Source organism: Pseudomonas sp. MPDS, from assembly GCF_013283895.1.
Lineage (GTDB): Bacteria > Pseudomonadota > Gammaproteobacteria > Pseudomonadales > Pseudomonadaceae > Aquipseudomonas > Aquipseudomonas rhizophila.
This window is the reverse complement of the sequence record NZ_CP054128.1, coordinates 5933228-5956852: the sequence shown is the minus strand read 5'-3', so window position 1 is coordinate 5956852 and position 23625 is coordinate 5933228. Positions and strand designations below refer to the sequence as shown.

The window sequence follows — 23625 nt, the reverse complement described above, 5'->3', positions numbered from 1 at the left end:
AGCCTTTAGGGGCTGCTGCGCAGCCCAGCGGGGATAAATCCCCTCGCCACAGGGCTGCGTTCACCTGCTTCAGCGGCTCTGGCGCTGTTGTAACAACAGGTTGCTGAAACCGCTGCCGGCCAATTGTTTTTGGGCTTTTGTCAGTTCTTCGCGGTTGCTGAACGGACCGACCAGCACCCGATACCAGGTTTCTTCCTTCACCGTGCCGGACTCCACCGCCACGGACTGGCCCAGCAGAATGATCTGCGCGCGTACCTTGTCGGCGTCGGCTTCCTTGCGGAACGAGCCGGCCTGCAGGAAGAACTTCGTCACCGGAGCGGCTTTCTGCACGGGCGGAGCCGGCGGCGGCGTGATGCCGGCCAGGGCTGCCTGAGCGCGAGCGGTGTCGATCTTCGCCGCTTCGGCCGGAGTTACCGGCGTGGTGGGCACCTGTGGCGTCGGCAGGGTTTTCTCCGGCACGGCATCGGGCGGCACGATGACTTCCGATTCCGGCAGCAGGGTGTAGAAGTCGTACTTGGGCTTGACCGGTTGCGTCGGGCTCGGCGGGGTCTTGTTGGCCTCGGCGATGCGCGTGGCTTTCTGTTGCTCTTGGCGCACGCGCTTGACGTCATCGCCCTGGCCCGGCTCCAGCTTCATCAGAAACACAATGAAAGCGCCGACGGTCAGGCCGATAGCCATCCACAACCAGCCGGGAATCGGCTGTTTGGCTGGGGGCTGGTAACGACTGGCGCCGCGTTTGGGTGCAGGTTTTTTCTTGGCGGCCAACTTACATGCGCTCCAGCGTTTCCAGGCCCAGCAGTTCCAGGCCTTGCTTGAGGGTGCGCCCGGTCAGTGCGGCGAGGCGCAGGCGACTCTGCATTTGCTCTGGCGTTTCGGCGTTGAGGATCGGGCAGTTCTCGTAGAAGCTGGAGAACAGACCGGCCACATCGTACAGGTACGCGCACAGGGTGTGTGGGGTGCCTTTGTCTGCGACGTTGTTCAGCACTTCGCCGAACTGCGCCAGTCTGGCTGCCAGCTCCTGTTCGTGAGGGGCTTGAAGCACAATCCGGCCGTCGACCTCATCGAAGTTCTTGCCGAGCTTGCGGAACACACCGGCCACGCGGGTGTAGGCGTACAGCAGGTACGGCGCGGTGTTGCCCTCGAAATTGAGCATCAAGTCGAAGTTGAAGCTGTAGTCGCTGGTGCGGTGCTTGGACAGGTCGGCGTATTTCACCGCGTCGATGCCCACGACCTTGGCGATCTGGCGCAGTTCGTCTTCGGCCAGGTCCGGGTTCTTGCCCTTGACCAGGGTGTAGGCGCGGTCCTGGGCTTCGCTCAGCAGGTCGATGAGCTTGACCGTGCCACCGTCGCGGGTCTTGAACGGACGACCGTCGGCGCCGTTCATGGTGCCGAAGCCCATGTGTTCCATCTCCATCGGATGGCTCACGAAACCGGCCTGGCGTGCGACTTCGAACACTTGCTGGAAGTGCAGGGCCTGGCGCTGGTCGACGAAATACAGCACTCGATCGGCCTTGAGCACGTTGTTGCGGTAGCGCACGGCCGCCAGGTCGGTGGTGGCGTAGAGGTAGCCGCCGTCAGCCTTGACGATGATCACCGGCAGCGGCTCACCGTCAGCGGTCTTGAACTGCTCGAGGAATACGCACTGGGCGCCGTTGCTTTCCACCAGCATGCCCTTGGCCTTGAGGTCGTTGACCACGTTGATCAGGTCGTCGTTGTAGGCGCTTTCGCCCATCACGTCAGCCATGGTCAATTTGACGTTCAGCAGTTCGTAGATTTTCTGGCAGTGGGACAGGGAGATGTCCTTGAACTTGGTCCACAGCGCCAGGCACTCGGCATCGCCGGCCTGCAGCTTGACCACCAGGCCACGGGCGCGGTCAGCAAATTCGGGCGACTCGTCGAAGCGTTGCTTGGCGGCGCGGTAGAAGTTCTCCAGGTCCGACAGCTCATCGCTGGTGATCGGGTTTTCCTGCAGGTAGGCCATCAGCATGCCGAACTGGGTGCCCCAGTCGCCGACGTGGTTCTGGCGGATCACCGTGTCGCCGAGAAACTCCAGTACCCGGGCCACGCCGTCACCAATGATGGTCGAGCGCAGATGGCCGACATGCATTTCCTTGGCGAGGTTGGGGGCCGAAAGGTCGACCACGGTGCGTTGCAGCGGACCGGCCTTGCGCACGCCGATGCGTTCGTCGGCCAGGGCCGCGTCCAGGCGTGAGGCCAGGGCCTGGGTGTTCTGGAAGAAATTGATGAAGCCTGGGCCGGCAATGTCAGCCTTGCTGACGTTTTCGTCAGCCGGCAGCGCGGCGATGATCTTTTCGGCCAGGTCCCGCGGTTTCATGCCGGCCGGTTTGGCGAGCATCATCGCGATGTTGCTGGCGAAATCGCCGTGGGTCTTGTCACGGGTGTTTTCGACCTGAATCGCCGGCGACAGGCCTTCTGGCAGCACACCTTCAGCGACGAGTTGGGCGATGGCTTGCTGGATGAGCTGGCGAATGGTGTCTTTCATGGTCTTCTCTTTCAACCGCAGGCGCGGCGGCGCTTCGATGCGCTGGTGGAAAAACTGGGCATTATCCGTGGCGAAGGCAAGCTTGCCAACTGTAGCGGGTCGGGTGGGGATGTGTGGTGGCTATTCGGGCCTCATCGCGAGCAGGAAATTGCATTCCAATGTGGGAGCGAGCCTGCTCGCGATGAGGATGTCTGGATCAATACAAATCCACCGGATCCACATCCAGCGACCAGCGCACCGCCCGCCCGCTGGGCATCTGCTCCAGCGCCAGCAGCCAGGTACTTAATAGCCGATGCAAAGGGGCCCGGGCATTGGCCTGTAGTAGAAGTTGAGCCCTGTAACGCCCGGCCCGTCGTTCCATCGGAGCCGGTACCGGGCCCAATAGTTCGATGCCGGTGAGGTTCTGTTGCCCCAGCAAGCGTTCGGCCTCGCTGCAGGCTTCGTCAAGGAACGCTTCGGCCTGCCCGGGCTTATGGGCTTCGGCCCGCAACAATGCCAGGTGAGCAAACGGCGGCAGGCCGGCGCCGCGACGCTCGCTCAAGGCCTGCTCGGCGAAGGCGAAGTAGCCTTGTTCGGTCAGTTGTATCAGCAGCGGATGGTCGGCCAGGTGGGTCTGGATAATTACCTTGCCCGGCTCCTCGGCCCGTCCGGCCCGGCCTGCGACCTGAACGATCAACTGCGCCATGCGCTCGCTGGCACGGAAGTCGCCGGAGAACAGTCCGCCGTCGGCATCAAGGATCGACACCAGCGTGACCCGAGGAAAGTGATGCCCCTTGGCGAGCATCTGCGTGCCCACCAGGATGCACGGCTGGCCTTTCTGAATGGTAGCGAACAACTGATTCATGGCGTCCTTGCGCGAAGTGCTGTCGCGATCGACCCGCAGTACCGGGTAATCGGGAAACAGGATGCCCAGCCGTTCTTCAGCGCGTTCGGTGCCGGCCCCCACCGGGCGCAGGTCCACTTTGCCGCACTGCGGGCAGTGCCTCGGCACTCGTTCGGCGTGGCCGCAATGATGGCAGCGCAGCTCGCCGTGGCGTTGGTGCACGGTCATGCGTGCGTCGCAGCGTTCGCAGCCCGACATCCAGCCGCAGTCATGGCACAGCAGGGTCGGGGCGAAACCCCGGCGGTTGAGGAACACCAAGACCTGTTGCCCGGCGGCCAGGGTCTGGCCGATGGCTTGTTGCATCGGCCCGGAAATGCCGCTGTCCAGCGGACGACTCTTTACATCCAGGCGCAGAAACCGTGGCTGCTTGGCGCCGCCGGCCCGTTCGTTCAGGCGCAGGAGCCCGTAACGTCCGGTGTAGGCATTGTGCAGGCTTTCCAGGGACGGCGTGGCTGAACCGAGAACAATGGGAATGTTTTCCTGGCGCGCCCGCACCAGGGCCAGATCGCGGGCGTGGTAGCGCAGGCCTTCCTGCTGCTTATAAGAGCCGTCATGTTCTTCGTCGATGATGATCAGGCCGGGGTTTTTCATCGGTGTGAACAGGGCCGAGCGGGTGCCGATGATGATGTCGGCCTCACCGTCCCGGGCGGCGAGCCAGGCTTCCAGGCGTTCTCGGTCGTTGACCGCCGAATGCACCAGGGCGATCCGCGCGTTGAAGCGTTGTTCGAAGCGCGCCAGGGTCTGTGGCCCAAGGTTGATTTCCGGAATCAGTACCAGGGCCTGCTTGCCGGCTTCCAGGGTCTGGCGGATCAGTTGCAGATAGACCTCGGTCTTGCCGCTGCCGGTGACGCCGGCCAGCAAGAAGGCGTGATAGCTGTCGAAACCGGCGCGAATCGCCTCGCAGGCGGCCCGCTGTTCAGCATTGAGCGGCAGTTCCGGCTGGGCCAGCCAATGCTCATGGCGAACACCCGGAGCGTGCCGGCGGATGTCTACCTGGACCAGGTCCTTGGCCAGCAGCAGGTCGAGGCTGTCCTTGCTGAGCATCAGTTTGCTCAATAGCTGATGGGCCACGCCGTGGGGATGCTGGGCCAGGGTCGCCAGGGCCTCACGCTGACGCGGGGCGCGGGCGATGCGCGGGTCGTCCAGCGAGGCGCCCGGTGCTACCGACCAGAACCGCTCCTGGCGTGCCTCGGCCGGTTCGCCCTGGCGCAACAATACCGGCAGCGCCCAGCTCAGGGTGTCGCCGAGGCTGTGTTGATAGTACTGGGAGGTCCACAGGCACAGCTTGAACAGCGAGGCGGGCAGCGGCGGCGTCGCATCGAGCAAGGCCAGGGCCGGCTTCAGTTTGTCGGCCGGGACTTCGCTGTGGTCGGCGACCTCGACCAGAATCCCGATCATCTCCCGTCGGCCGAACGGCACCCGCAGGCGCATGCCCGGATGCAACTGCTCACGCAGGACTCCGGCCGGGGCCCGGTAGTCGAACAGGCGGCGCAGAGGCGAAGGCAGGGCGAGGCGCAGGATGGCGTCGGGCACGCGGGAGGGTCTCGATATACAGACAAATTCAGAAGGCTTGGCACAACCCTTGTGGGAGCGAGCCTGCTCGCGATGGCGGAGTGTCAACCAATACCCATGCGGCTGATCCACCGCCATCGCGAGCAGGCTCGCTCCCACAGAAGAGCTTGCGCATGAGGCGGGGAGCCTAGCAGACGGTTGGTACAAGTCATAGCTTGCGTGATTGATGTTGTCTGGTAGAATCCGCGGCCTAATTACGTGCGGTATTCAACAATAGTGTTGGGTGGCGGCACGCTAGCCTGAGGAAAACCCCATGAAAACCGATATCCATCCGGAATACCCAGAAATTGCCGTGACCTGCAGCTGCGGCAATAAGTTCGAAACTCGTTCGACCTACGGCAAAGCCCTGTCGATCGACGTTTGCAACGAATGCCACCCGTTCTACACCGGTAAGCAAAAGACTCTGGATACCGGCGGCCGCGTTCAGAAGTTCGCCGATCGTTTCGGTGCTTTTGGCGCTACCAAAAAAGCCTGAGGCTAATCATTTTGGATGGTCGTTTCGGCTGCTCCAGACTGATGAAGAAGGCGTCCCTTGCGGGCGCCTTTTTTGTGTCCGCGATTTGGCTGAGCAGCGCGCAGGCCTTCTGCCCGGCGCCACCTGGCCTGGCCCATGTGACGGTCCAGAAGGTGGTGGACGGCGATACCCTGCGCCTGGCTGATGGCCGCAGCGTGCGCATGATCGGTCTCAACAGTCCTGAACTGGGGCGTCGAGGGCGTTCCGATGAGCCGTTCGCCGTCGCTGCACGCCGGCGCCTTGAGGCATTGGTGGGCGCCAGTGCGGGGCGCGTGGGGTTGGTGCCCGGCAAGGAAGGCAAGGATCGCTACGGTCGCACGCTGGCCCATGTCTACAGCGCCGACGGTCAGAATCTGGAAGCGCAGTTGCTCGCCGAGGGCTTGGGATTTCACGTGGTGGTCGCGCCGAATGTCGATCTGGCGCATTGTCAGCGCGCTGCCGAACGCCAGGCGCGGGAAGCGGGCGTCGGGGTGTGGAAGCGTTCGCCTGTGCTTGAGGCGCACAATATCAAGGCACCAGGCTTTGCCGTGCTCACTGGTCGCGTGATCGACGTCTCGCGCAATCGCGGCGGTATTTGGCTCCAGTTGGAGGGGCCGGTTGTATTGCGCGTTGCCCCCAATCTGGTGAGTCGCTTCGATATGGCGTCGCTCGAGCGACTCAAAGGCAAGCGGATCGAAGCGCGTGGCTGGGTGGTCGACCGTTCGCGTCGCGGCGGGCTTGAGCCGGGGCAGGCGCGCTGGTTACTGCCGTTGACCGATCCAGGGATGTTGAGTCGCGCGTCTCGATAAAAAATTGTAGACATTTATGCTTCGGATTGTATGCATATAGGCCTTGTGTTCTGCGGCTCTTGGCCCAAAGTCGTAGGGGGGCGCGCTTGACAGGGGTGACTGGTCAGTCTTGTAGGGACTTTGCGAGGCGCGTATCCTCGGCGGTCCGTCTGTCCAACACAGTAAAAAGCGGAATGCCCACATGTCTGATCTGAAAACTGCCGCTCTCGAATATCACGCTAATCCTCGTCCAGGGAAGCTGAGTGTCGAGCTCACCAAGGCCACCGCTACTGCCCGCGATCTGTCGCTGGCCTACAGCCCCGGCGTAGCCGAACCAGTACGCGAAATCGCTCGCGACCCTGAGCTGGCCTACAAATACACCGGCAAGGGCAACCTGGTGGCAGTCATTTCCGACGGCACCGCGATTCTCGGCCTGGGTAACCTCGGCCCATTGGCCTCCAAGCCGGTCATGGAAGGCAAGGGCGTTTTGTTCAAGCGTTTCGCCGGTATTGACGTGTTCGACATCGAAGTCGACTCCGAAAGCCCGCAAGCCTTCATCGACACCGTCAAGCGTATCTCCATTACCTTCGGTGGCATCAACCTGGAAGACATCAAGGCGCCTGAGTGCTTTGAGATCGAACGTGCCCTGATCGAGCAGTGCGACATTCCAGTGTTCCACGATGACCAGCACGGCACCGCGATCGTGACCGCGGCCGGCATGATCAATGCCCTGGAAATCGCTGGCAAAACCCTGCCACAAGCCAAGATCGTCTGCCTGGGTGCCGGCGCTGCGGCCATCTCCTGCATGAAGTTGCTGGTGAGCATGGGCGCCAAGATCGAAAACATTTTCATGGTTGACCGTACCGGCGTGATTCATTCCGGCCGTGACGACCTGAACCAGTACAAGGCCGTGTTTGCCCACGCCACTGACAAGCGCTCCCTGGCCGACGCGCTGGACGGTGCCGACGTATTCGTTGGCCTGTCGGGTCCGAACCTGCTGAGCCCGGAAAACCTGCTGCGCATGGCGCCGAACCCGATCGTGTTCGCCTGCTCGAACCCGGATCCGGAAATCTCCCCGGAACTGGCTCACGCTACCCGCAGCGACGTGATCATGGCCACCGGCCGTTCGGACTACCCGAACCAGGTCAACAACGTACTGGGCTTCCCGTTCATTTTCCGTGGTGCCCTGGACGTTCGCGCCAAGCGCATCAACGAAGAAATGAAAGTCGCGGCCGCCAACGCCCTGCGCGAACTGGCCAAGCTGCCAGTGCCTCAGGAAGTGTGCGATGCCTACGGCGGCATCAAGCTGGAATTTGGTCGTGAGTACATCATTCCCAAGCCAATGGATGCCCGCCTGATCACCCTGATCTCCGACGCCGTGGCCAAGGCCGCGATCGAGACCGGCGTGGCTACCCTGCCGTATCCGAAGAACTACCCGCTCAAGAGCGTGGATGACGTGTTCAACGGTTAAGCCGTTGTAGCGTTCAATAAAAAGCCCCGGCTCTCTTTGAGTCGGGGCTTTTTTGTACCTGCCGATTTTGTGTGACCACCGCAAATCCTGTGGGAGCCGAGCTTGCTCGCGATTGCAGTCTGGTATTCAGCATGGATGCAAGCTGACCTGCCGCCATCGCGAGCAAGCTCGGCTCCTACAGGGGGGTGTGTAATTTGAGGGCCTGAAAAAAGCCCCGCGCTTCTTTCGAAGGCGGGGCTTTTTGCGAGAAGCCCGATCAGAACAAATCGATCGGCGCCGCCTCATCCGCCGGTAGCGGGCTGCCTGGCGCTACGCCGTTGCCCAGCTCGTTGACTGACGGTGGGGTGTCTTCGCTCTTGAACAGCTCGAAGTACGCTCCCGGAGTGCCTGGGGTGGCTGCTCGGCCGCTGACCGGGTCAACCCGCAGGCTGAGGATGCCTTCGGGTTCCGGTTGGGTGTGTGGCGGTTTGTCCTTGAGGGCAGCGCCCATGTAACTCATCCAGATCGGCAGCGCCACGGTGCCGCCGTATTCGCGCCGACCGAGGCTTTCAGGCTGGTCGAACCCGGTCCAGACGGTGGTGACGTAATCGCCGTTGTAGCCCGAGAACCAGGCGTCCTTGGATTCGTTCGTGGTGCCGGTCTTGCCGGCCAGGTCGGTACGGCCCAGGGCCAGGGCGCGGCGGCCGGTGCCGAGCTTGATCACGTCCTGCAGCATGCTGTTGAGAATGTAGGTGGTGCGGCCATCGATGATGCGCTCGGCGATGACCGGCGCTTGCGGTACGGCTGGCGCTGTCGTGGCTTCACCTGGTGTTGCCTCTACCGTGAACGTCTCGCTGGCCGGTGCGGCGACGCCGTCGCTGGCCTGTTCGCCTGAAGGCACCCGTGGTGGGTTGGCGAGGAACAACGTGTCGCCGTTGCGGCTTTCGATCTTGTCGATGAGGTACGGGGTGACTTTGTATCCGCCATTGGCGAACGTGCTCCAGCCCGTGGCGATTTCCATCGGGGTCAGGGTTGCGGTGCCCAGGGCCAGGGACAGGTTGCGCGGCAAGTCCTGCTTGTTGAAGCCGAACTTGCTGATGTAGTCGATGGTACGGTCCACACCCAGCGCCTGCAGCAAACGGATCGATACCAGGTTACGCGACTTGTACAGCGCTTCGCGCATGCGGATCGGACCCAGGAAGGTATTGGTGTCGTTCTTCGGGCGCCAGACCTTGTCCAGGTATTCGTCGACAAACACGATCGGTGCGTCGTTCACCAGGCTGGCGGCGGTGTAGCCGTTATCCAGGGCGGCGCTGTACACGAACGGTTTGAAGCTTGAACCCGGCTGGCGCTTGGCCTGCATCGCGCGATTGTAATTGCTCTGCTCGAAGGCGAAGCCACCGACCAGCGACCGGATGGCGCCGTCCTGCGGGTCAAGCGACACCAGGGCGCCTTGGGCGGCCGGGATCTGGCTGAACTTGAGGGTGTTGTCCGGCTGGCGCTGTACCCGGATCAGATCACCGACCTGGGCGACGTCCGACGGTTGTCGGGGGTTGGCGCCCATGCTGTTGGTGTTGAGGAATGGGCGGGCCCATTTCATGGTCTCCCAGCTCACGTGCTCTTCCAGCTCGCCATTGCGGGTCAGCACCATGATGCCGTCCTTGTCCACCTGGGTGACGATCGCCGGTTCCAGGCTGCTGATGGTGCGCTGCTTGGTCAATTCCTCGGCCCAGGCTTCTTTGGTCTTGCCTGGCAGGCGCGATTCAGGCCCGCGGTAGCCGTGGCGCTGATCGTAGGTGATCAGACCCTCGTGCAGCGCGGTGTTGGCCATCTCCTGCAGATTGCTCGGCACCGTGGTGACCACGCGGAAACCCTCGGTGTAGGCGTCGCTGCCATAACGCCCAACCATCTCGGCACGGGCCATTTCGGCGATGTACGGCGCGTTCACCTCGGGGGTCGGCACGTGGTAGCTGGCGTTCAGAGGCTCATTGATCGCTGCGGTGTATTCGGCCTCGCTGATCTTGCCCAGCTTGTACATGCGCCCCAGGATCCAGTCGCGACGTTCCTTGCTGCGCGCCGGGTTGGCCAGTGGATTGAAGCGCGACGGTGCCTTGGGCAGGCCGGCGATCATCGCCATTTGCGCCAGGCTCACATCACGAATCGACTTGCCGTAATACACCTGCGCCGCCGCCTCGATACCGTAGGCGCGGTTGCCCAGGTAGATCTTGTTGACGTACAGCTCCAGGATCTCGTCCTTGGTCAGCTGTCGCTCGATTTGCAGGGCCAGGAGGATCTCGGTGGTCTTGCGCGAGAAGCTGCGCTCACTGGTCAGGAAGAAGTTTTTCGCCACCTGCATGGTGATGGTGCTGCCACCGGACTGGATATGGCCGCTTTTGATCAGCTGGCTAGCCGCCCGCATCAGGCTGCCCGGATCGACGCCGTAGTGATTGGCGAAGTTGTCGTCTTCAGCACTTAGTAACGCATTGATGAAATTGGGGGGAATGTCGGCGAAACGGATCGGCGTGCGGCGCATTTCGCCAAACTCTGCGATCAACTTGTCGTCGCTGCTGTACACCCGCAATGGAATCTGCAACTGAATACTTCTCAGCGCCTCCACGGACGGCAATCCCGGACTAAGGTAAAGAAACGCACCGCTCAGACCCAGGAGCAGTCCGCAGAAAACGGCGAGGATGGACCATCCGAAAAATTTCAGCAGACGAATCAAGGCTTTTGGATATCCAGGCAAAGAATGAAAAGGCGCCAGGTGCAGGGAAGGACCCGTGCTTGCAACAAAGCGAAAAAAACGCTGGGCATTATAAGCATTTTTTTTCGTCGGTAACGCCACCCGGACGTCCGTCGGGCCGGAGTGATTGAACGCAACGCATATTAGAGAGTCCGTAACTCACGGATAGTCATAGGGAATTGGTAGTGCTACGACTCTTCAATAAAAAAGCCCATACGCTTTTGGGGATAGACATCAGTTCCACGTCGGTGAAGCTGCTCGAGTTGAGCCGCCAGGGTGACCGCTACCGTGTCGAGTCTTACGCGGTCGAGCCGTTGCCGGCCAACGCCGTGGTCGAAAAGAACATCGCCGAGCTCGAGGGCGTGGGCCAGGCATTGTCACGGGTGCTCGCCAAGGCCAGAACACCCTTGCGTAACGTGGCGGTGGCTGTAGCGGGGTCGGCGGTGATCACCAAGACCATCGAGATGGACGCCGGACTTTCCGACGACGACATGGAAAACCAGCTCAAGATCGAAGCCGATCAATACATTCCTTATCCGCTGGACGAGGTGGCCATCGACTTCGAAGTCCTGGGCGTTTCACCGCGCAGCGCCGAGCGGGTCGAGGTGCTGTTGGCCGCCTGTCGCAAGGAAAACGTCGAAGTTCGCGAGGCTGCGCTGGCGCTCGCCGGGCTCACGGCCAAGGTGGTCGATGTGGAGGCCTACGCGCTGGAGCGCGCCTTCGGGCTGCTTGCCACGCAACTGGCCGCGTCCCAGGAGCGGCTGACGGTGGCGGTGATCGACATCGGCGCCACCATGACCACCCTGAGCGTGCTGCATAACGGGCGCATCATCTATACCCGCGAACAATTGTTCGGCGGTCGCCAGCTCACCGAAGAAATCCAGCGCCGCTACGGCCTGTCACCCGAGCAGGCCGGGCAGGCAAAGAAGCAGGGTGGCCTGCCGGACGATTACCTCGGTGAGGTCCTGCAACCTTTTCGCGAGGCCCTGGTGCAACAGGTATCGAGGTCCTTGCAGTTTTTCTTCGCCTCGGGCCAGTACAGTGCGGTGGACCACATCCTCTTGGCTGGAGGCACCGCCTCGGTCGCGGGCCTGGACCGGCTGATCGAACAGCGCCTGGGCACGTCGACCCAGGTGGCCAACCCGTTTTCCAACATGGCCCTGGGCAGCAAGGTCAACGCCGGTGCCCTGGCCAGTGACGCACCGGCCTTGATGATTGCCTGCGGGCTGGCCCTCAGGAGCTTCGACTGATGGCGCGGATCAACCTTCTTCCCTGGCGAGAGGAGCTGCGTGAGGAGCGTCGCAAACGCTTTTTGCTGGCATTGGTGGGCGCATTGGTCGGTGCGGTGGGCCTGACGCTGATTGCGGTCCGCTACCTGGACAGTGCCATTGACCACCAGATGGCTCGCAACAGTCATATCAGCGAGCAGATAGCCGTGCTGGACGAGCGCATCAAGCAGATCAGCGAACTCAAGGCCCGCCGCCAGCAACTGCTGGAGCGCATGCGCATCATCCAGGACTTGCAGGGTAACCGGCCGGTGAGCGGGCGCATCTTCGATCAACTGGCGCGCACCCTGCCTGACGGGGTGTATTTCACCGAAGTGAAGATGGAAGACAAGACCCTCTCCATCAAGGGCGCGGCGGAATCGAACAACCGGGTCTCGGACCTGATGCGTAACCTGGACTCATCGGACCTGTTCGATGCGCCCAGCCTGACGGAAGTCAAGGCCACCACGGCCGGTCAGCTCGATCAGGCCAACGTCTTCCAGCTGACGGTTCGCCAGACCCGTCCGGCCATTGTCGAGGACGCCCAATGAAGCCGGGAGAGTGGTTCGAAGCGCTGCGCAAGATCGACATCAGTGAGCTGGATACCAACAACATTGGCTCCTGGCCGATGCCGGTCAAATGGTTGAGCGGCATCCTGTTGGTCATCCTGGTGCTGGGGTTGGGCTACAACTTTGCCTTGAGTGACCTGGAGAACCAACTGCAGCAAGTGCGCGGAGAAGAAAACACCCTCAAGGCACAGTTTGCGGGCAAAGCTCACATGGCCGCGAACCTGGAGCGCTACACCGAACAGATGAAGCAGATGGAAGCCTCCTTCGGCGTGCTGTTGCGGCAATTGCCCAGTGACACCGAAGTGCCAGGCCTGCTGGAGGACATCACCCGTACCGGTCTGGGCAGTGGTCTGGAGTTCGAGGAGATCAAGCTGTTACCGGAGGTCACCCAGCCGTTTTACATCGAACTGCCGATCCAGATTACTGTGACCGGCGACTATCATGACCTGGCAACCTTCGTCAGCGGCGTTGCCGGACTGCCACGGATCGTCACGCTGCACGATTTCGACATCGCCCCGATGGAGCCCGACGCAGGAGCGAAACTGCGCATGAGCATCCAGGCCAAGACCTACCGGTACAACGAGCAGGAGGTGCAGCCATGAAGCCGGCTTGGCGCATTATCCTGCTGGCGGGGCTGGTCGTGCTGGCGGGCTGCAACAACGATAACGGCTTCAGCGACCTGGACGCCTACATGAACGAAGTGCGGCTGCGCCCGCCCGGCAAGATCGAGCCAACGCCGACGTTCAGGCCTTACGAAACCTTCACTTACAGCGCCGCCGACCTGCGCAGCCCGTTTTCACGGCAGGTCAGGGTGGATCAGGCCGGCCGCCAGAAGGGTGCACGCAACGTCCGGCCCGACCCGACTCGGGTCAAGCAATACCTGGAAGGCTTCAACATCGAGCAGTTTGAAATGGTCGGGACGATTTCCAACGTCAGCGGCTCCTTCGCGCTGCTGCGCGGCGCGGGCGGGGTGCACCGGCTCAAGATCGGTGACTATCTGGGACGCAACGACGGGCGGATCGTCGGCATTAGCGCCACCCAGGTCGAGGTGGTCGAAATCGTTCCTGATGGCGAGGGCGCCTGGCTGGAACGGCCACGGACCATTCCTCTGAAAGAGCACTCAATAGTGGAACTCGAACAATGAACAGGTTTTTTTCAGCCCTCGGTATTTCGCTATGGATAGCGCTGTTGTCGCCGATGGTTCATGCGGTCAATCTGAAAACGCTGGATGTCGCGGCGCTGCCGGGGGACCGCATCGAGTTGAAACTCACCTTCGACGGGCCGCCCCCTGCGCCTCGGGGCTACACGACCGAGCAGCCGGCCCGGATCGCTCTGGATCTGCCGGGGGTGACCAGCCAGTTGGCCCACAAGAGACATGATCTTGGTGCTGGCAATGCGCGAAGCGCCACGGTGGTCGAGGCGGCTGATCGTACCCGTCTGATCATTGGCCTTACCCAGCTTGCGCCCTATACCGCGCGGGTGGAGGGCAACAGCCTGCTCGTGGTGGTCGGCAAGGGAGCGGTTGCCAGCGCTACTGCCCAGGCGCCACGCCCGGCGGCTCCCAGCGCTGTGCCCACCAGAGCCAGTGCGCCGGTGGGCAAGGCGATCCGAGGGGTAGATTTCCAGCGCGGCACCCAGGGCGAAGGCAACGTGGTGATCGATCTGTCGGACCCCTCGATCGCCCCGGACATCCAGGAGCGTGAAGGCAAGATCATCCTCAACTTCGCCAAGACCCGGTTACCCGAACCGCTGCGCGTGCGTCTGGACGTCAAGGACTTCGCCACCCCGGTGCAGTTCGTCAATGCCAGTGCCGGCGCCGACCGGGCCACCATCAGCATCGAACCCAGCGGTACTTTCGATTACTCCACCTACCAGACGGACAACAAACTGACCGTCAGTGTCCGACCCATGACTGTCGAGGATCTGCAAAAACGCGATGCCAGTCGCGAGGCCTACAGCGGTGAAAAGCTGTCCCTCAACTTTCAGGACATCGAGGTGCGCTCGGTCCTGCAACTGATTGCCGATTTCACCAACCTCAACCTGGTGGCCAGTGACACGGTGCAGGGCGGCATTACCCTGCGCCTGCAAAATGTGCCTTGGGACCAGGCGCTGGACCTGGTGCTCAAGACCAAAGGGCTGGACAAGCGCAAGGTCGGCAATGTGCTGCTGGTCGCCCCCGCCGACGAAATCGCGGCCCGTGAGCGCCAGGAACTCGAATCCCAGAAGCAGATTGCCGACCTGGCGCCGCTACGGCGTGAGCTGTTGCAGGTCAACTATGCGAAGGCTGCGGACATCGCCAAGCTGTTCCAGTCGGTGACCAGCGCCGAAGCCAAGGCCGATGAGCGCGGTACGATCACGGTCGATGAGCGAACCAACAACATCATTGCCTACCAGACCCAGGACCGGCTCGACGAACTGCGCCGGATCGTGGCGCAGCTGGATATCCCGGTGCGCCAGGTGATGATCGAGGCGCGGATTGTCGAGGCCAACGTTGACTACGACAAGAGCCTGGGCGTGCGCTGGGGTGGATCGATCCAGAACAAAGGCAACTGGAACACTTCAGGGGTCACCACCGGCGACTCCACCACCATCGGCACGCCGGGCAGCACCAGCACCAACCAGCCGTTTGTCGATCTGGGCGCGTCGGGCAATACCTCCGGCATCGGCATCGCCTTCATCACCGACAATGTACTGCTGGACCTGGAATTGACGGCCATGGAGAAAACCGGCAACGGGGAAATCGTCTCTCAGCCCAAGGTGGTGACGTCCGACAAAGAGACGGCAAAAATCCTCAAGGGCACGGAGATTCCCTATCAGGAAGCCAGTTCCAGTGGTGCCACCTCGGTGTCGTTCAAGGAGGCCTCGCTGTCCTTGGAGGTGACCCCGCAGATCACCCCGGACAACCGCATCATCATGGAGGTCAAGGTCACCAAGGATGAGCCGGATTACCTGAACAAGGTGAATGATGTGCCGCCAATCAAGAAAAACGAGGTCAACGCCAAGGTGCTGGTCAATGACGGCGAGACCATTGTGATTGGCGGGGTTTTCTCAAATACTCAGAGCAAGGTCGTAGATAAGGTGCCATTTCTTGGCGATGTGCCGTATCTTGGCCGCCTTTTCCGGCGTGATGTGGTTTCGGAGCAAAAATCCGAGCTGCTGGTGTTCCTCACTCCGCGTATCATGAATAACCAGGCGATTGCTGTGAGTCGTTGATTCTGTGCGAAATTTGATTCTTGTTGGGCCGATGGGCGCTGGAAAAAGCACCATCGGCCGTTTGCTGGCCAAAGAGCTGCGCCTGCCATTCAAAGATTCCGACAAGGAAATTGAATTGCGCACGGGTGCCAATATCCCATGGATCTTCGATAAGGAAGGCGAGCCCGGCTTTCGTGACCGTGAGCAGGCGATGATCGCCGAACTGTGCGCGTTCGACGGTGTGGTGCTGGCCACCGGTGGCGGCGCGGTGATGCGCGAGGCCAATCGTCGGGCATTGCATGCCGGCGGACGAGTGGTCTATCTGCACGCCTCCGTCGAGCAGCAGGTGGGTCGCACCGCTCGGGATCGTAACCGTCCGCTGTTGCGTACCGCCGACCCGGCCAAGACCTTGCGCGACCTGCTGGAGCTGCGTGATCCGCTGTACCGGGAGATCGCTGATCTGGTGGTGGAAACCGACGAGCGGCCGCCGCGAATGGTGGTGCTGGACATTCTTGATCGCCTGCAGCAACTGCCACCCCGTTAATGCGTCGCGGGAAATGCGCTATCCTCGGCGTCCCGTCATGGCTCGCCGGGACGTGGCCGATGGCCATCGATTGACATCACAACAGGCACCGTGGACTTTCGTTAATTGCAGGCAGGACGCCTGATTCCATCTTCACTGTGGGGACACATGCAGACACTTAAGGTCGACCTGGGCGAGCGCAGCTACCCGATTCACATTGGCGAAGGTTTGCTGGACCGGCCCGACTTGCTGGCGCCGCATATCGCCGGACGGCAAGTGGCGATTATCTCCAACGAAACCGTCGCACCTTTGTATCTGGAGCGTCTGACCCGCAGCCTGTCGGCTTTCTCGGTCATTTCCGTGGTGCTGCCTGACGGCGAAGCCTTCAAGAATTGGGAAACCCTGCAGCTTATTTTCGATGGCCTGCTGACCGCGCGGCATGACCGCCGCACCACGGTGGTGGCCTTGGGCGGCGGCGTGATCGGCGACATGGCCGGTTTCGCCGCCGCTTGCTATCAGCGCGGTGTTGATTTCATCCAGATCCCCACGACCCTGTTGTCCCAGGTGGACTCGTCGGTGGGCGGCAAGACCGGGATCAACCATCCGCTGGGCAAAAACATGGTGGGTGCTTTCTACCAGCCCAACGTGGTGCTGATCGACACCGCGACCCTCAATACATTGCCCGCCCGCGAGCTGTCTGCGGGGCTGGCTGAAGTCATCAAGTACGGGCTGATCTGCGACGAACCGTTCCTGGGCTGGCTGGAAGAAAACGTCGACCGCCTGCGTGCGCTGGATCAGGCTGCGCTGACCTACGCTATCGAACGTTCCTGTGCGGCCAAGGCTGCGGTGGTCGGTGCCGATGAGCGCGAGTCGGGCGTGCGCGCCACGCTCAACCTGGGGCATACCTTTGGCCACGCCATCGAAACCCACATGGGCTATGGTGTCTGGCTCCATGGCGAAGCGGTTGCGGCCGGTACGGTCATGGCCCTGGAGATGTCCGCGCGTTTGGGCTGGATCAGTGAACAGGAGCGCGATCGCGGTATTGCTCTGTTCCAGCGCGCCGGGTTGCCGGTGATCCCGCCCGAAGAAATGACCGAAGCCGATTTTCTCGAACACATGGCAATCGACAAAAAAGTGATCGACGGTCGCCTGCGTCTGGTGCTGCTGCGCCACATGGGCGAAGCTGTGGTGACCGACGATTATCCGAAAGAGGTTCTACAGGCCACGCTGGGAGCGGATTATCGCGCCCTGGCTCAGCTTAAAGGTTAATAAGATTCCGATGACTAGTTTGCATGCCGACGAGGCTTTCCTCGGCCATTTCCAGTTGAGTCATGACCCTTTCGCGCCACGGGTTCCAGGCTTCAAGTTTTTCCCCGCCCAACGCAAACCGGTTCTGGGCCAGTTGCATCACCTGGCGCGTTACAGCCAGCTGTTGCTGGTGGTCACCGGCCCTCAAGGCAGCGGCAAGACCTTGCTGCGCCAGGCCCTGGTGGCCAGCACCAACAAGCAGTCGGTGCAAAGCGTGGTGGTGTCGGCTCGCGGCGCCGGTGATGCAGCCGGTGTGTTGCGTCAGGTGGCCCAGGCGCTGAATGTCGCCCAGGCTGAAGTCGGTGCGATTCTGGATCAGATCGTGCAACTGGCGCTGACCGGGCAGGAAGTCTATCTGCTGGTGGACGACGCCGAGCAACTCGACGAGTCGGCCCTGGAAGCCTTGCTGGCTCTGGCTGCCGGTGCGCCGGAAGGCCGTCCCCACGTCTTCCTGTTTGGTGAGTCGTCGCTGATCGCCGATCTGGAGCAGCTGAATCTTGAGCAAGAGCGCTTCCACGTCATTGAGCTGGCGCCCTACACCGAAGAAGAAACCCGTGAATACCTGGCCCAACGCCTTGAAGGCGCCGGTCGGGGCATCGAACTTTTCACCGCGGATCAGATCTCTGAGATTCACGAAAGCTCCGATGGCTGGCCTGGAAATATTAACCAGGTGGCCCGCGATGCTCTCATCGAAGTCATGATTGCCAGCCGCTCAGCGGTAAAGCGTCCAAGTATGGGGTTCAACATGCCGAAGAAACACGTATTGGCGATTTCCGCCGTCGTCGTGGTCGCGATCGCCGCCGCCTGGCTGATGCCGGGTCGCAGCAAGGCGCCGACCACCGGCGCACCCGCCAACGAGCAGGCACAACTGCCGCTGGGCCAGGACGCCGCGCAGCCCAATGGCGCTGCCCCGGAGGTGGAGTTCGCGGGTAACACCCAGCCGATGCCGCTGCCGCTGGTCGGCCAGTCGCAACCGGTCATGCGCAGTCCCTTGGCTGAGGCCGCTGGCGGTATCACCGAGGGTGATGACGGCGCGCCACCACCGATCGATGACACCAGCGATACGCCGCCAACCGTGACCACCAGCGCCCCACCGGCGGGTGTGCCGGCTGGCCCGGCGCCAACTCCAACTCCAGCCCCAGCCCCGGCGCCCGCTCCGGCTGCCAAGCCTGCGCCGGCTCCCGCCCAGGTGGCCACCGCCAAACCTGCTCCAGCCCCGGCCGCCAAGCCGGCCACTCAGGCCGCTGGCGGTAACTGGTACGCCGGTCAGGCTCCAGGCAGCTACGTGGTACAGATCCTCGGCACCAGCTCCGAAGCGTCTGCGCAAAAGTTCGTCAAGGAGCAGGGCGGCGAGTACCGTTATTTCAAGAAAATGCTCAACGGCAAACCGCTTTATGTCATCACCTACGGCAATTTCGCCAACCGTGATGCAGCCGTTTCCGCCATCAAGGCCTTGCCAGCGAAGGTTCAGGCTGGTAAACCTTGGCCTCGCACTGTCGCCAGCGTCCAACAGGAACTGGCAGCAACTCGCTGAAGATTCGGCGGCCTTACCCAGGCCGCCTCTCCCGGCACCTCAAAATTTCCGCAAGGGCGAGCGACCTTTCAGGCCGCGCGCCTTGTGGTGTCTGCGTCACAGTAGCGTTTGAGTCGCAGCGGTCGAACCCAAAAAAGTTTTGACTAGCACAGCGTATAGCTTTAAACCTTTCACAAATGCGACATGGATTTGCGACGTTTCGTCGTCAAATTTGTGAGCCCTTGTGTCGGTGTGTACAATGACCTCCCTTTTGCCCCCGCAAAGCTGGCGTACGTTCGGCGCGGCACGCAACTGGCTGAATTGAAAAGAAATTTGCCTCGATAAGAGGCAGCCTGGTGAGAAAGTGTCTATGAAAGCAGGTCTGTACCAACCAGATGAATTCAAGGATAACTGCGGTTTCGGCCTGATTGCTCATATGCAGGGCGAACCCAGCCATACCCTTTTACAAACGGCCATTGAGGCCCTGACCTGCATGACCCACCGTGGTGGGATCAACGCCGACGGCAAGACCGGTGACGGTTGTGGCTTGCTGATTCAAAAGCCTGACGAGTTCCTGCGTGCCATTGCCCAGGAAACGTTTGGCGTGACCCTGCCCAAGCAGTACGCGGTGGGCATGGTGTTCTTCAATCAGGACCCGGTGAAGGCCCAAGCGGCTCGCGAAAACATGAATCGCGAGATCCTGGCCGCCGGCCTGCAATTGGTGGGCTGGCGCAAGGTGCCGATCGACACCAGCGTCCTCGGCCGCCTGGCCCTTGAGCGTCTGCCGCAGATCGAACAAGTGTTCATCGCGGGCGAAGGTCTGAGCGACCAGGACATGTCGATCAAGCTGTTCAGCTCCCGTCGTCGTTCGTCCGTGGCCAACGCCGCCGACACCGATCACTACATCTGCAGCTTTTCCCACAAGACCATCATCTATAAAGGCCTGATGATGCCGGCGGACCTGACCGCCTTCTATCCGGACCTGAGCGACGAGCGCCTGAAAACCGCGATCTGCGTGTTCCACCAGCGCTTCTCCACCAACACCCTGCCGAAATGGCCGCTGGCCCAGCCATTCCGCTTCCTCGCCCACAACGGCGAGATCAACACCATCACCGGCAACCGCAACTGGGCGCTGGCCCGTCGCACCAAGTTCGCCAACGATCTGATGCCGGATCTGGAAGAGCTCGGCCCGCTGGTCAACCGTGTGGGCTCGGACTCCTCGAGCATGGACAACATGCTGGAACTGATGGTCACCGGCGGCATCGACCTGTTCCGTGGCGTGCGCATGCTGGTGCCGCCGGCCTGGCAGAACGTCGAGACCATGGACCCGGACCTGCGTGCGTTCTACGAATACAACTCCATGCACATGGAACCGTGGGACGGCCCGGCCGGTATCGTCATGACCGACGGCCGCTACGCCGTGTGCCTGCTCGACCGTAACGGTCTGCGTCCGGCGCGCTGGGTAACCACCACCAACGGGTTCATCACCCTGGCTTCGGAAATCGGTGTCTGGAACTACCAGCCCGAAGACGTCATCGCCAAGGGCCGTGTGGGCCCGGGCCAGATTTTCGCCGTGGACACCGAAACCGGCCAGATCCTCGACACCGACGCCATCGACAACCGTCTCAAGTCCCGTCATCCGTACAAGCAATGGCTGCGCAAGAACGCCCTGCGCATTCAGGCGACCATGGAGGACAACGATCACGGTTCGGCTTTTTACGACGTCGATCAGCTCAAGCAGTACATGAAGATGTACCAGGTGACGTTCGAAGAGCGTGACCAGGTGCTGCGTCCGTTGGGTGAGCAGGGCTACGAAGCGGTCGGTTCCATGGGCGACGACACGCCGATGGCCGTGCTGTCCCAGCGCGTGCGTACGCCGTACGACTATTTCCGCCAGCAGTTCGCTCAGGTGACCAACCCACCGATCGACCCGCTGCGCGAAGCGATCGTGATGTCCCTGGAAATCTGCCTCGGTGCCGAGCGCAACATCTTCCAGGAGTCGCCGGAACACGCCTCGCGTGTCATCCTCAGTTCGCCGGTCATTTCCCCGGCCAAATGGCGCTCGCTGACCAACCTCGACCGCCCGGGTTTCCAGCGTCAGGTCATCGACCTGAACTACGACGAAAGCGTCGGCCTTGAAGCGGCGATCCGCAACGTTGCCGACCAGGCTGAAGAAGCCGCGCGCGCCGGTCGCACCCAAATCGTGCTGACCGACCGTCACATCGCCCCGGGCAAGTTGCCGATCCACGCGTCGTTGGCCACCGGTGCGGTGCACCATCGCCTGACCGAAAAAGGCCTGCGTTGCGATTCCAACATCCTGGTGGAAACCGCCACCGCTCGCGATCCGCATCACTTTGCGGTGCTGATCGGTTTCGGTGCCTCGGCGGTGTATCCGTTCCTGGCCTATGAAGTGCTGGGTGACCTGATCCGTACCGGTGAAGTGCTGGGCGACCTCTATGAGGTGTTCAAGAACTACCGCAAAGGCATCACCAAGGGCCTGCTCAAGATCCTATCGAAGATGGGGATCTCGACCATCGCTTCGTACCGCGGTGCGCAACTGTTCGAGGCCATCGGCCTGTCCGAAGAAGTCTGCGAGCTGAGCTTCCGTGGCGTGCCGAGCCGCATCAAGGGTGCGCGTTTCGTCGACATCGAAGCCGAACAGAAAGCCCTGGCGGCCGAAGCCTGGAGCCCGCGCAAGCCGATCCAGCAAGGCGGCCTGCTGAAGTTCGTCCACGGTGGCGAATACCACGCCTATAACCCGGACGTGGTCAACACCTTGCAAGCCGCCGTGCAGCAGGGCGACTACGGCAAGTTCAAGGAATACACCTCGCTGGTGGACAACCGTCCGGTGTCGATGATTCGCGACCTGCTAAAGGTCAAGACCCTGGACACGCCGCTGGACATCAGCGAAATCGAGCCGCTGGAATCGGTGCTCAAGCGCTTCGATTCCGCCGGTATCTCCTTGGGTGCCTTGTCTCCGGAAGCTCATGAAGCCCTGGCTGAAGCCATGAACCGCCTCGGCGCGCGTTCCAACTCCGGCGAAGGCGGTGAAGACCCGGCGCGCTACGGCACTATCAAGAGTTCGAAAATCAAGCAGGTGGCCACCGGCCGCTTCGGTGTGACACCGGAGTACCTGGTCAACGCTGAAGTGCTGCAGATCAAGGTTGCCCAGGGCGCCAAGCCCGGCGAAGGCGGCCAACTGCCCGGCGGCAAGGTCAACGGCCTGATCGCCAAGCTGCGTTACGCAGTACCCGGCGTGACCCTGATCTCACCGCCGCCGCATCACGACATCTATTCGATCGAAGACTTGTCGCAACTGATCTTCGACCTCAAGCAGGTGAACCCGAAGGCACTGGTCTCGGTGAAGCTGGTGGCAGAAGCCGGCGTTGGCACCATCGCCGCCGGTGTGGCCAAGGCCTATGCCGACCTGATCACCATCTCCGGCTATGACGGCGGCACCGGCGCATCGCCGCTGACCTCGATCAAATATGCCGGCGCGCCGTGGGAACTGGGCCTGGCCGAGACCCACCAGACCCTGCGCGGCAACGACCTGCGCGGCAAGGTCCGGGTGCAGACCGACGGCGGCCTGAAAACCGGCCTGGACGTGATCAAGGCGGCCATCCTCGGCGCCGAGAGCTTCGGCTTCGGCACCGCGCCGATGATCGCCCTGGGTTGCAAATACCTGCGCATCTGCCACCTGAACAACTGCGCTACCGGTGTGGCGACCCAGAACGAAAAGCTGCGCAAGGACCACTACATCGGCACCGTCGACATGGTGGTGAACTTCTTCACCTACGTCGCCGAGGAAACCCGCGAGTGGCTGGCGAAGCTGGGCGTGCGCTCGCTCGAAGAGCTGATCGGCCGTACCGACCTGCTGGAAGTGCTCGAGGGCCAGACCGCCAAGCAGCATCACCTGGACCTGACGCCGTTGCTGGGCAGCGATCTCATCCCGGCGGACAAGCCACAGTTCTGCCAGGTTGATCGCAACCCGCCGTTCGACAAGGGTGAGTTGGCCGAGAAGATGGTCGACATGGCCGCTTCGGCGATCAACGACCTCAGTGGTGCCGAGTTCGACCTGGATATCTGCAACTGCGACCGTTCCATCGGCGCGCGGATCTCCGGCGAAATCGCGCGCAAGCACGGCAACCAGGGCATGGCCAAGGCGCCGATCACCTTCCGCTTCAAGGGCACCGCAGGCCAGAGCTTCGGCGTCTGGAACGCCGGTGGCCTGAATATGTACTTGGAAGGCGATGCCAACGATTACGTGGGCAAGGGCATGACCGGCGGCAAACTGGTCATCGTTCCGCCCAAGGCCAGCGTCTACAAGACTCAGGACAGTGCCATCATCGGCAACACCTGCCTGTACGGCGCTACCGGCGGCAAGCTGTTCGCCGCCGGCACCGCGGGCGAGCGTTTCGCCGTGCGTAACTCCGGGGCCCACACTGTGGTGGAAGGCACCGGTGATCATTGCTGCGAGTACATGACCGGTGGTTTCGTCTGTGTCCTGGGCAAGACCGGTTACAACTTCGGCTCTGGCATGACCGGCGGTTTCGCCTACGTGCTCGACCAGGACAACACCTTCGTTGACCGGGTCAATCACGAACTGGTGGAAATCCAGCGGATCAGCGGCGAGGCGATGGAAGCCTACCGCAGCCACTTGCAGCGCGTGCTGGACGAATACGTCGAGGAAACCGACAGCGAGTGGGGTCGTGAACTCGCCGAAAACCTCGATGACTATCTGCGTCGTTTCTGGCTGGTCAAGCCCAAGGCTGCCAACCTGAAATCGTTGCTTTCCAGCACCCGTGCCAACCCGCAGTGATATG

Annotated in this window: 16 protein-coding genes; 12 read left to right on the top strand and 4 right to left on the bottom strand. The window is 61.9% G+C overall.

Features of this window, described 5'->3' with window-relative positions; genetic code table 11:
• Positions 1-69: 69 nt before the first annotated feature.
• From HQ912_RS26415 to HQ912_RS26405, 3 genes are all read right to left on the bottom strand, one after another.
• The gene (locus HQ912_RS26415; protein WP_047225975.1) at positions 70-765 is read right to left on the bottom strand and encodes an SPOR domain-containing protein; all 696 of its coding nucleotides are present in this window, start codon (positions 763-765) and stop codon (positions 70-72) included.
• Between the two features lies 1 nt (position 766).
• Complete coding sequence (gene argS, locus HQ912_RS26410; RefSeq protein WP_107321407.1) at positions 767-2503, bottom strand: arginine--tRNA ligase; 1737 nt, start codon at positions 2501-2503, stop codon at positions 767-769.
• Between the two features lie 196 nt (positions 2504-2699).
• The gene (locus HQ912_RS26405) at positions 2700-4919 is read right to left on the bottom strand and encodes a primosomal protein N' (RefSeq protein ID WP_047225973.1); all 2220 of its coding nucleotides are present in this window, start codon (positions 4917-4919) and stop codon (positions 2700-2702) included.
• Positions 4920-5211: 292 nt separating this feature from the next.
• Here HQ912_RS26405 and rpmE point away from each other — a divergent pair, with 292 nt between their 5' ends.
• The 3 genes from rpmE (at position 5212) to HQ912_RS26390 (ending at position 7710) form a co-directional block, all read left to right on the top strand.
• A complete protein-coding gene (gene rpmE, locus HQ912_RS26400; RefSeq protein ID WP_047225972.1) occupies positions 5212-5433 on the top strand; it encodes a 50S ribosomal protein L31 in 222 nt (73 codons plus the stop codon).
• A 41-nt stretch (positions 5434-5474) separates the two neighbouring features.
• Positions 5475-6260 (top strand): thermonuclease family protein, encoded by a 786-nt coding sequence (locus tag HQ912_RS26395; RefSeq protein ID WP_173407471.1) that lies wholly within the window; start codon positions 5475-5477, stop codon positions 6258-6260.
• Between the two features lie 181 nt (positions 6261-6441).
• On the top strand, positions 6442-7710 hold the full coding sequence (locus tag HQ912_RS26390; RefSeq protein WP_047225970.1) for a malic enzyme-like NAD(P)-binding protein: 1269 nt from the start codon (positions 6442-6444) through the stop codon (positions 7708-7710).
• Positions 7711-7966: 256 nt separating this feature from the next.
• Here HQ912_RS26390 and HQ912_RS26385 read toward each other — a convergent pair whose 3' ends face one another.
• On the bottom strand, positions 7967-10411 hold the full coding sequence (locus HQ912_RS26385; RefSeq protein WP_173407570.1) for a penicillin-binding protein 1A: 2445 nt from the start codon (positions 10409-10411) through the stop codon (positions 7967-7969).
• 206 nt (positions 10412-10617) lie between these two features.
• Here HQ912_RS26385 and HQ912_RS26380 point away from each other — a divergent pair, with 206 nt between their 5' ends.
• The 9 genes from HQ912_RS26380 to gltB all read left to right on the top strand — a co-directional run bounded on the left by HQ912_RS26380 (position 10618) and on the right by gltB (position 23621).
• Complete coding sequence (locus HQ912_RS26380; RefSeq protein WP_173407470.1) at positions 10618-11682, top strand: pilus assembly protein PilM; 1065 nt, start codon at positions 10618-10620, stop codon at positions 11680-11682.
• Positions 11682-12248, top strand: coding sequence for a PilN domain-containing protein (locus HQ912_RS26375; protein WP_047225967.1), 567 nt, complete (start codon positions 11682-11684; stop codon positions 12246-12248). The genes HQ912_RS26380 and HQ912_RS26375 overlap by 1 nt, the downstream gene beginning before the upstream one ends.
• Positions 12245-12868, top strand: coding sequence for a type 4a pilus biogenesis protein PilO (pilO, locus tag HQ912_RS26370; protein ID WP_047225966.1), 624 nt, complete (start codon positions 12245-12247; stop codon positions 12866-12868). The genes HQ912_RS26375 and pilO overlap by 4 nt, the downstream gene beginning before the upstream one ends.
• The gene (locus HQ912_RS26365) at positions 12865-13410 is read left to right on the top strand and encodes a pilus assembly protein PilP (RefSeq protein WP_173407469.1); all 546 of its coding nucleotides are present in this window, start codon (positions 12865-12867) and stop codon (positions 13408-13410) included. Before pilO ends, HQ912_RS26365 begins: the two co-directional genes overlap by 4 nt.
• On the top strand, positions 13407-15479 hold the full coding sequence (gene pilQ, locus HQ912_RS26360) for a type IV pilus secretin PilQ (RefSeq protein ID WP_047225964.1): 2073 nt from the start codon (positions 13407-13409) through the stop codon (positions 15477-15479). Before HQ912_RS26365 ends, pilQ begins: the two co-directional genes overlap by 4 nt.
• Before the next feature lie 4 nt (positions 15480-15483).
• Positions 15484-16002, top strand: coding sequence for a shikimate kinase AroK (gene aroK / locus HQ912_RS26355; RefSeq protein ID WP_003196983.1), 519 nt, complete (start codon positions 15484-15486; stop codon positions 16000-16002).
• A gap of 147 nt (positions 16003-16149) precedes the next feature.
• Positions 16150-17250 (top strand): 3-dehydroquinate synthase, encoded by a 1101-nt coding sequence (gene aroB, locus HQ912_RS26350; protein ID WP_047225963.1) that lies wholly within the window; start codon positions 16150-16152, stop codon positions 17248-17250.
• Between the two features lie 10 nt (positions 17251-17260).
• Positions 17261-18823, top strand: a complete 1563-nt coding sequence (locus HQ912_RS26345) for an AAA family ATPase (RefSeq protein ID WP_173407468.1) — start codon at positions 17261-17263, stop codon at positions 18821-18823.
• A gap of 349 nt (positions 18824-19172) precedes the next feature.
• On the top strand, positions 19173-23621 hold the full coding sequence (gene gltB / locus HQ912_RS26340) for a glutamate synthase large subunit (protein ID WP_047225961.1): 4449 nt from the start codon (positions 19173-19175) through the stop codon (positions 23619-23621).
• Positions 23622-23625 lie beyond the last annotated feature (4 nt).

Bases quoted from the DNA above. Each gene is read 5' to 3' on its own strand.
- rpmE (WP_047225972.1), top strand. From the start codon at position 5,212: ATGAAAACCGATATCCATCCGGAATACCCAGAAATTGCCGTGACCTGC.
- HQ912_RS26375 (WP_047225967.1), top strand. From the start codon at position 11,682: ATGGCGCGGATCAACCTTCTTCCCTGGCGAGAGGAGCTGCGTGAGGAG.
- HQ912_RS26345 (WP_173407468.1), top strand. From the start codon at position 17,261: ATGACTAGTTTGCATGCCGACGAGGCTTTCCTCGGCCATTTCCAGTTG.
- gltB (WP_047225961.1), top strand. From the start codon at position 19,173: ATGAAAGCAGGTCTGTACCAACCAGATGAATTCAAGGATAACTGCGGT.
- pilQ (WP_047225964.1), top strand. From the start codon at position 13,407: ATGAACAGGTTTTTTTCAGCCCTCGGTATTTCGCTATGGATAGCGCTG.
- pilO (WP_047225966.1), top strand. From the start codon at position 12,245: ATGAAGCCGGGAGAGTGGTTCGAAGCGCTGCGCAAGATCGACATCAGT.
- HQ912_RS26390 (WP_047225970.1), top strand. From the start codon at position 6,442: ATGTCTGATCTGAAAACTGCCGCTCTCGAATATCACGCTAATCCTCGT.
- argS (WP_107321407.1), bottom strand. From the start codon at position 2,503: ATGAAAGACACCATTCGCCAGCTCATCCAGCAAGCCATCGCCCAACTC.
- aroB (WP_047225963.1), top strand. From the start codon at position 16,150: ATGCAGACACTTAAGGTCGACCTGGGCGAGCGCAGCTACCCGATTCAC.
- HQ912_RS26365 (WP_173407469.1), top strand. From the start codon at position 12,865: ATGAAGCCGGCTTGGCGCATTATCCTGCTGGCGGGGCTGGTCGTGCTG.
- HQ912_RS26395 (WP_173407471.1), top strand. From the start codon at position 5,475: ATGAAGAAGGCGTCCCTTGCGGGCGCCTTTTTTGTGTCCGCGATTTGG.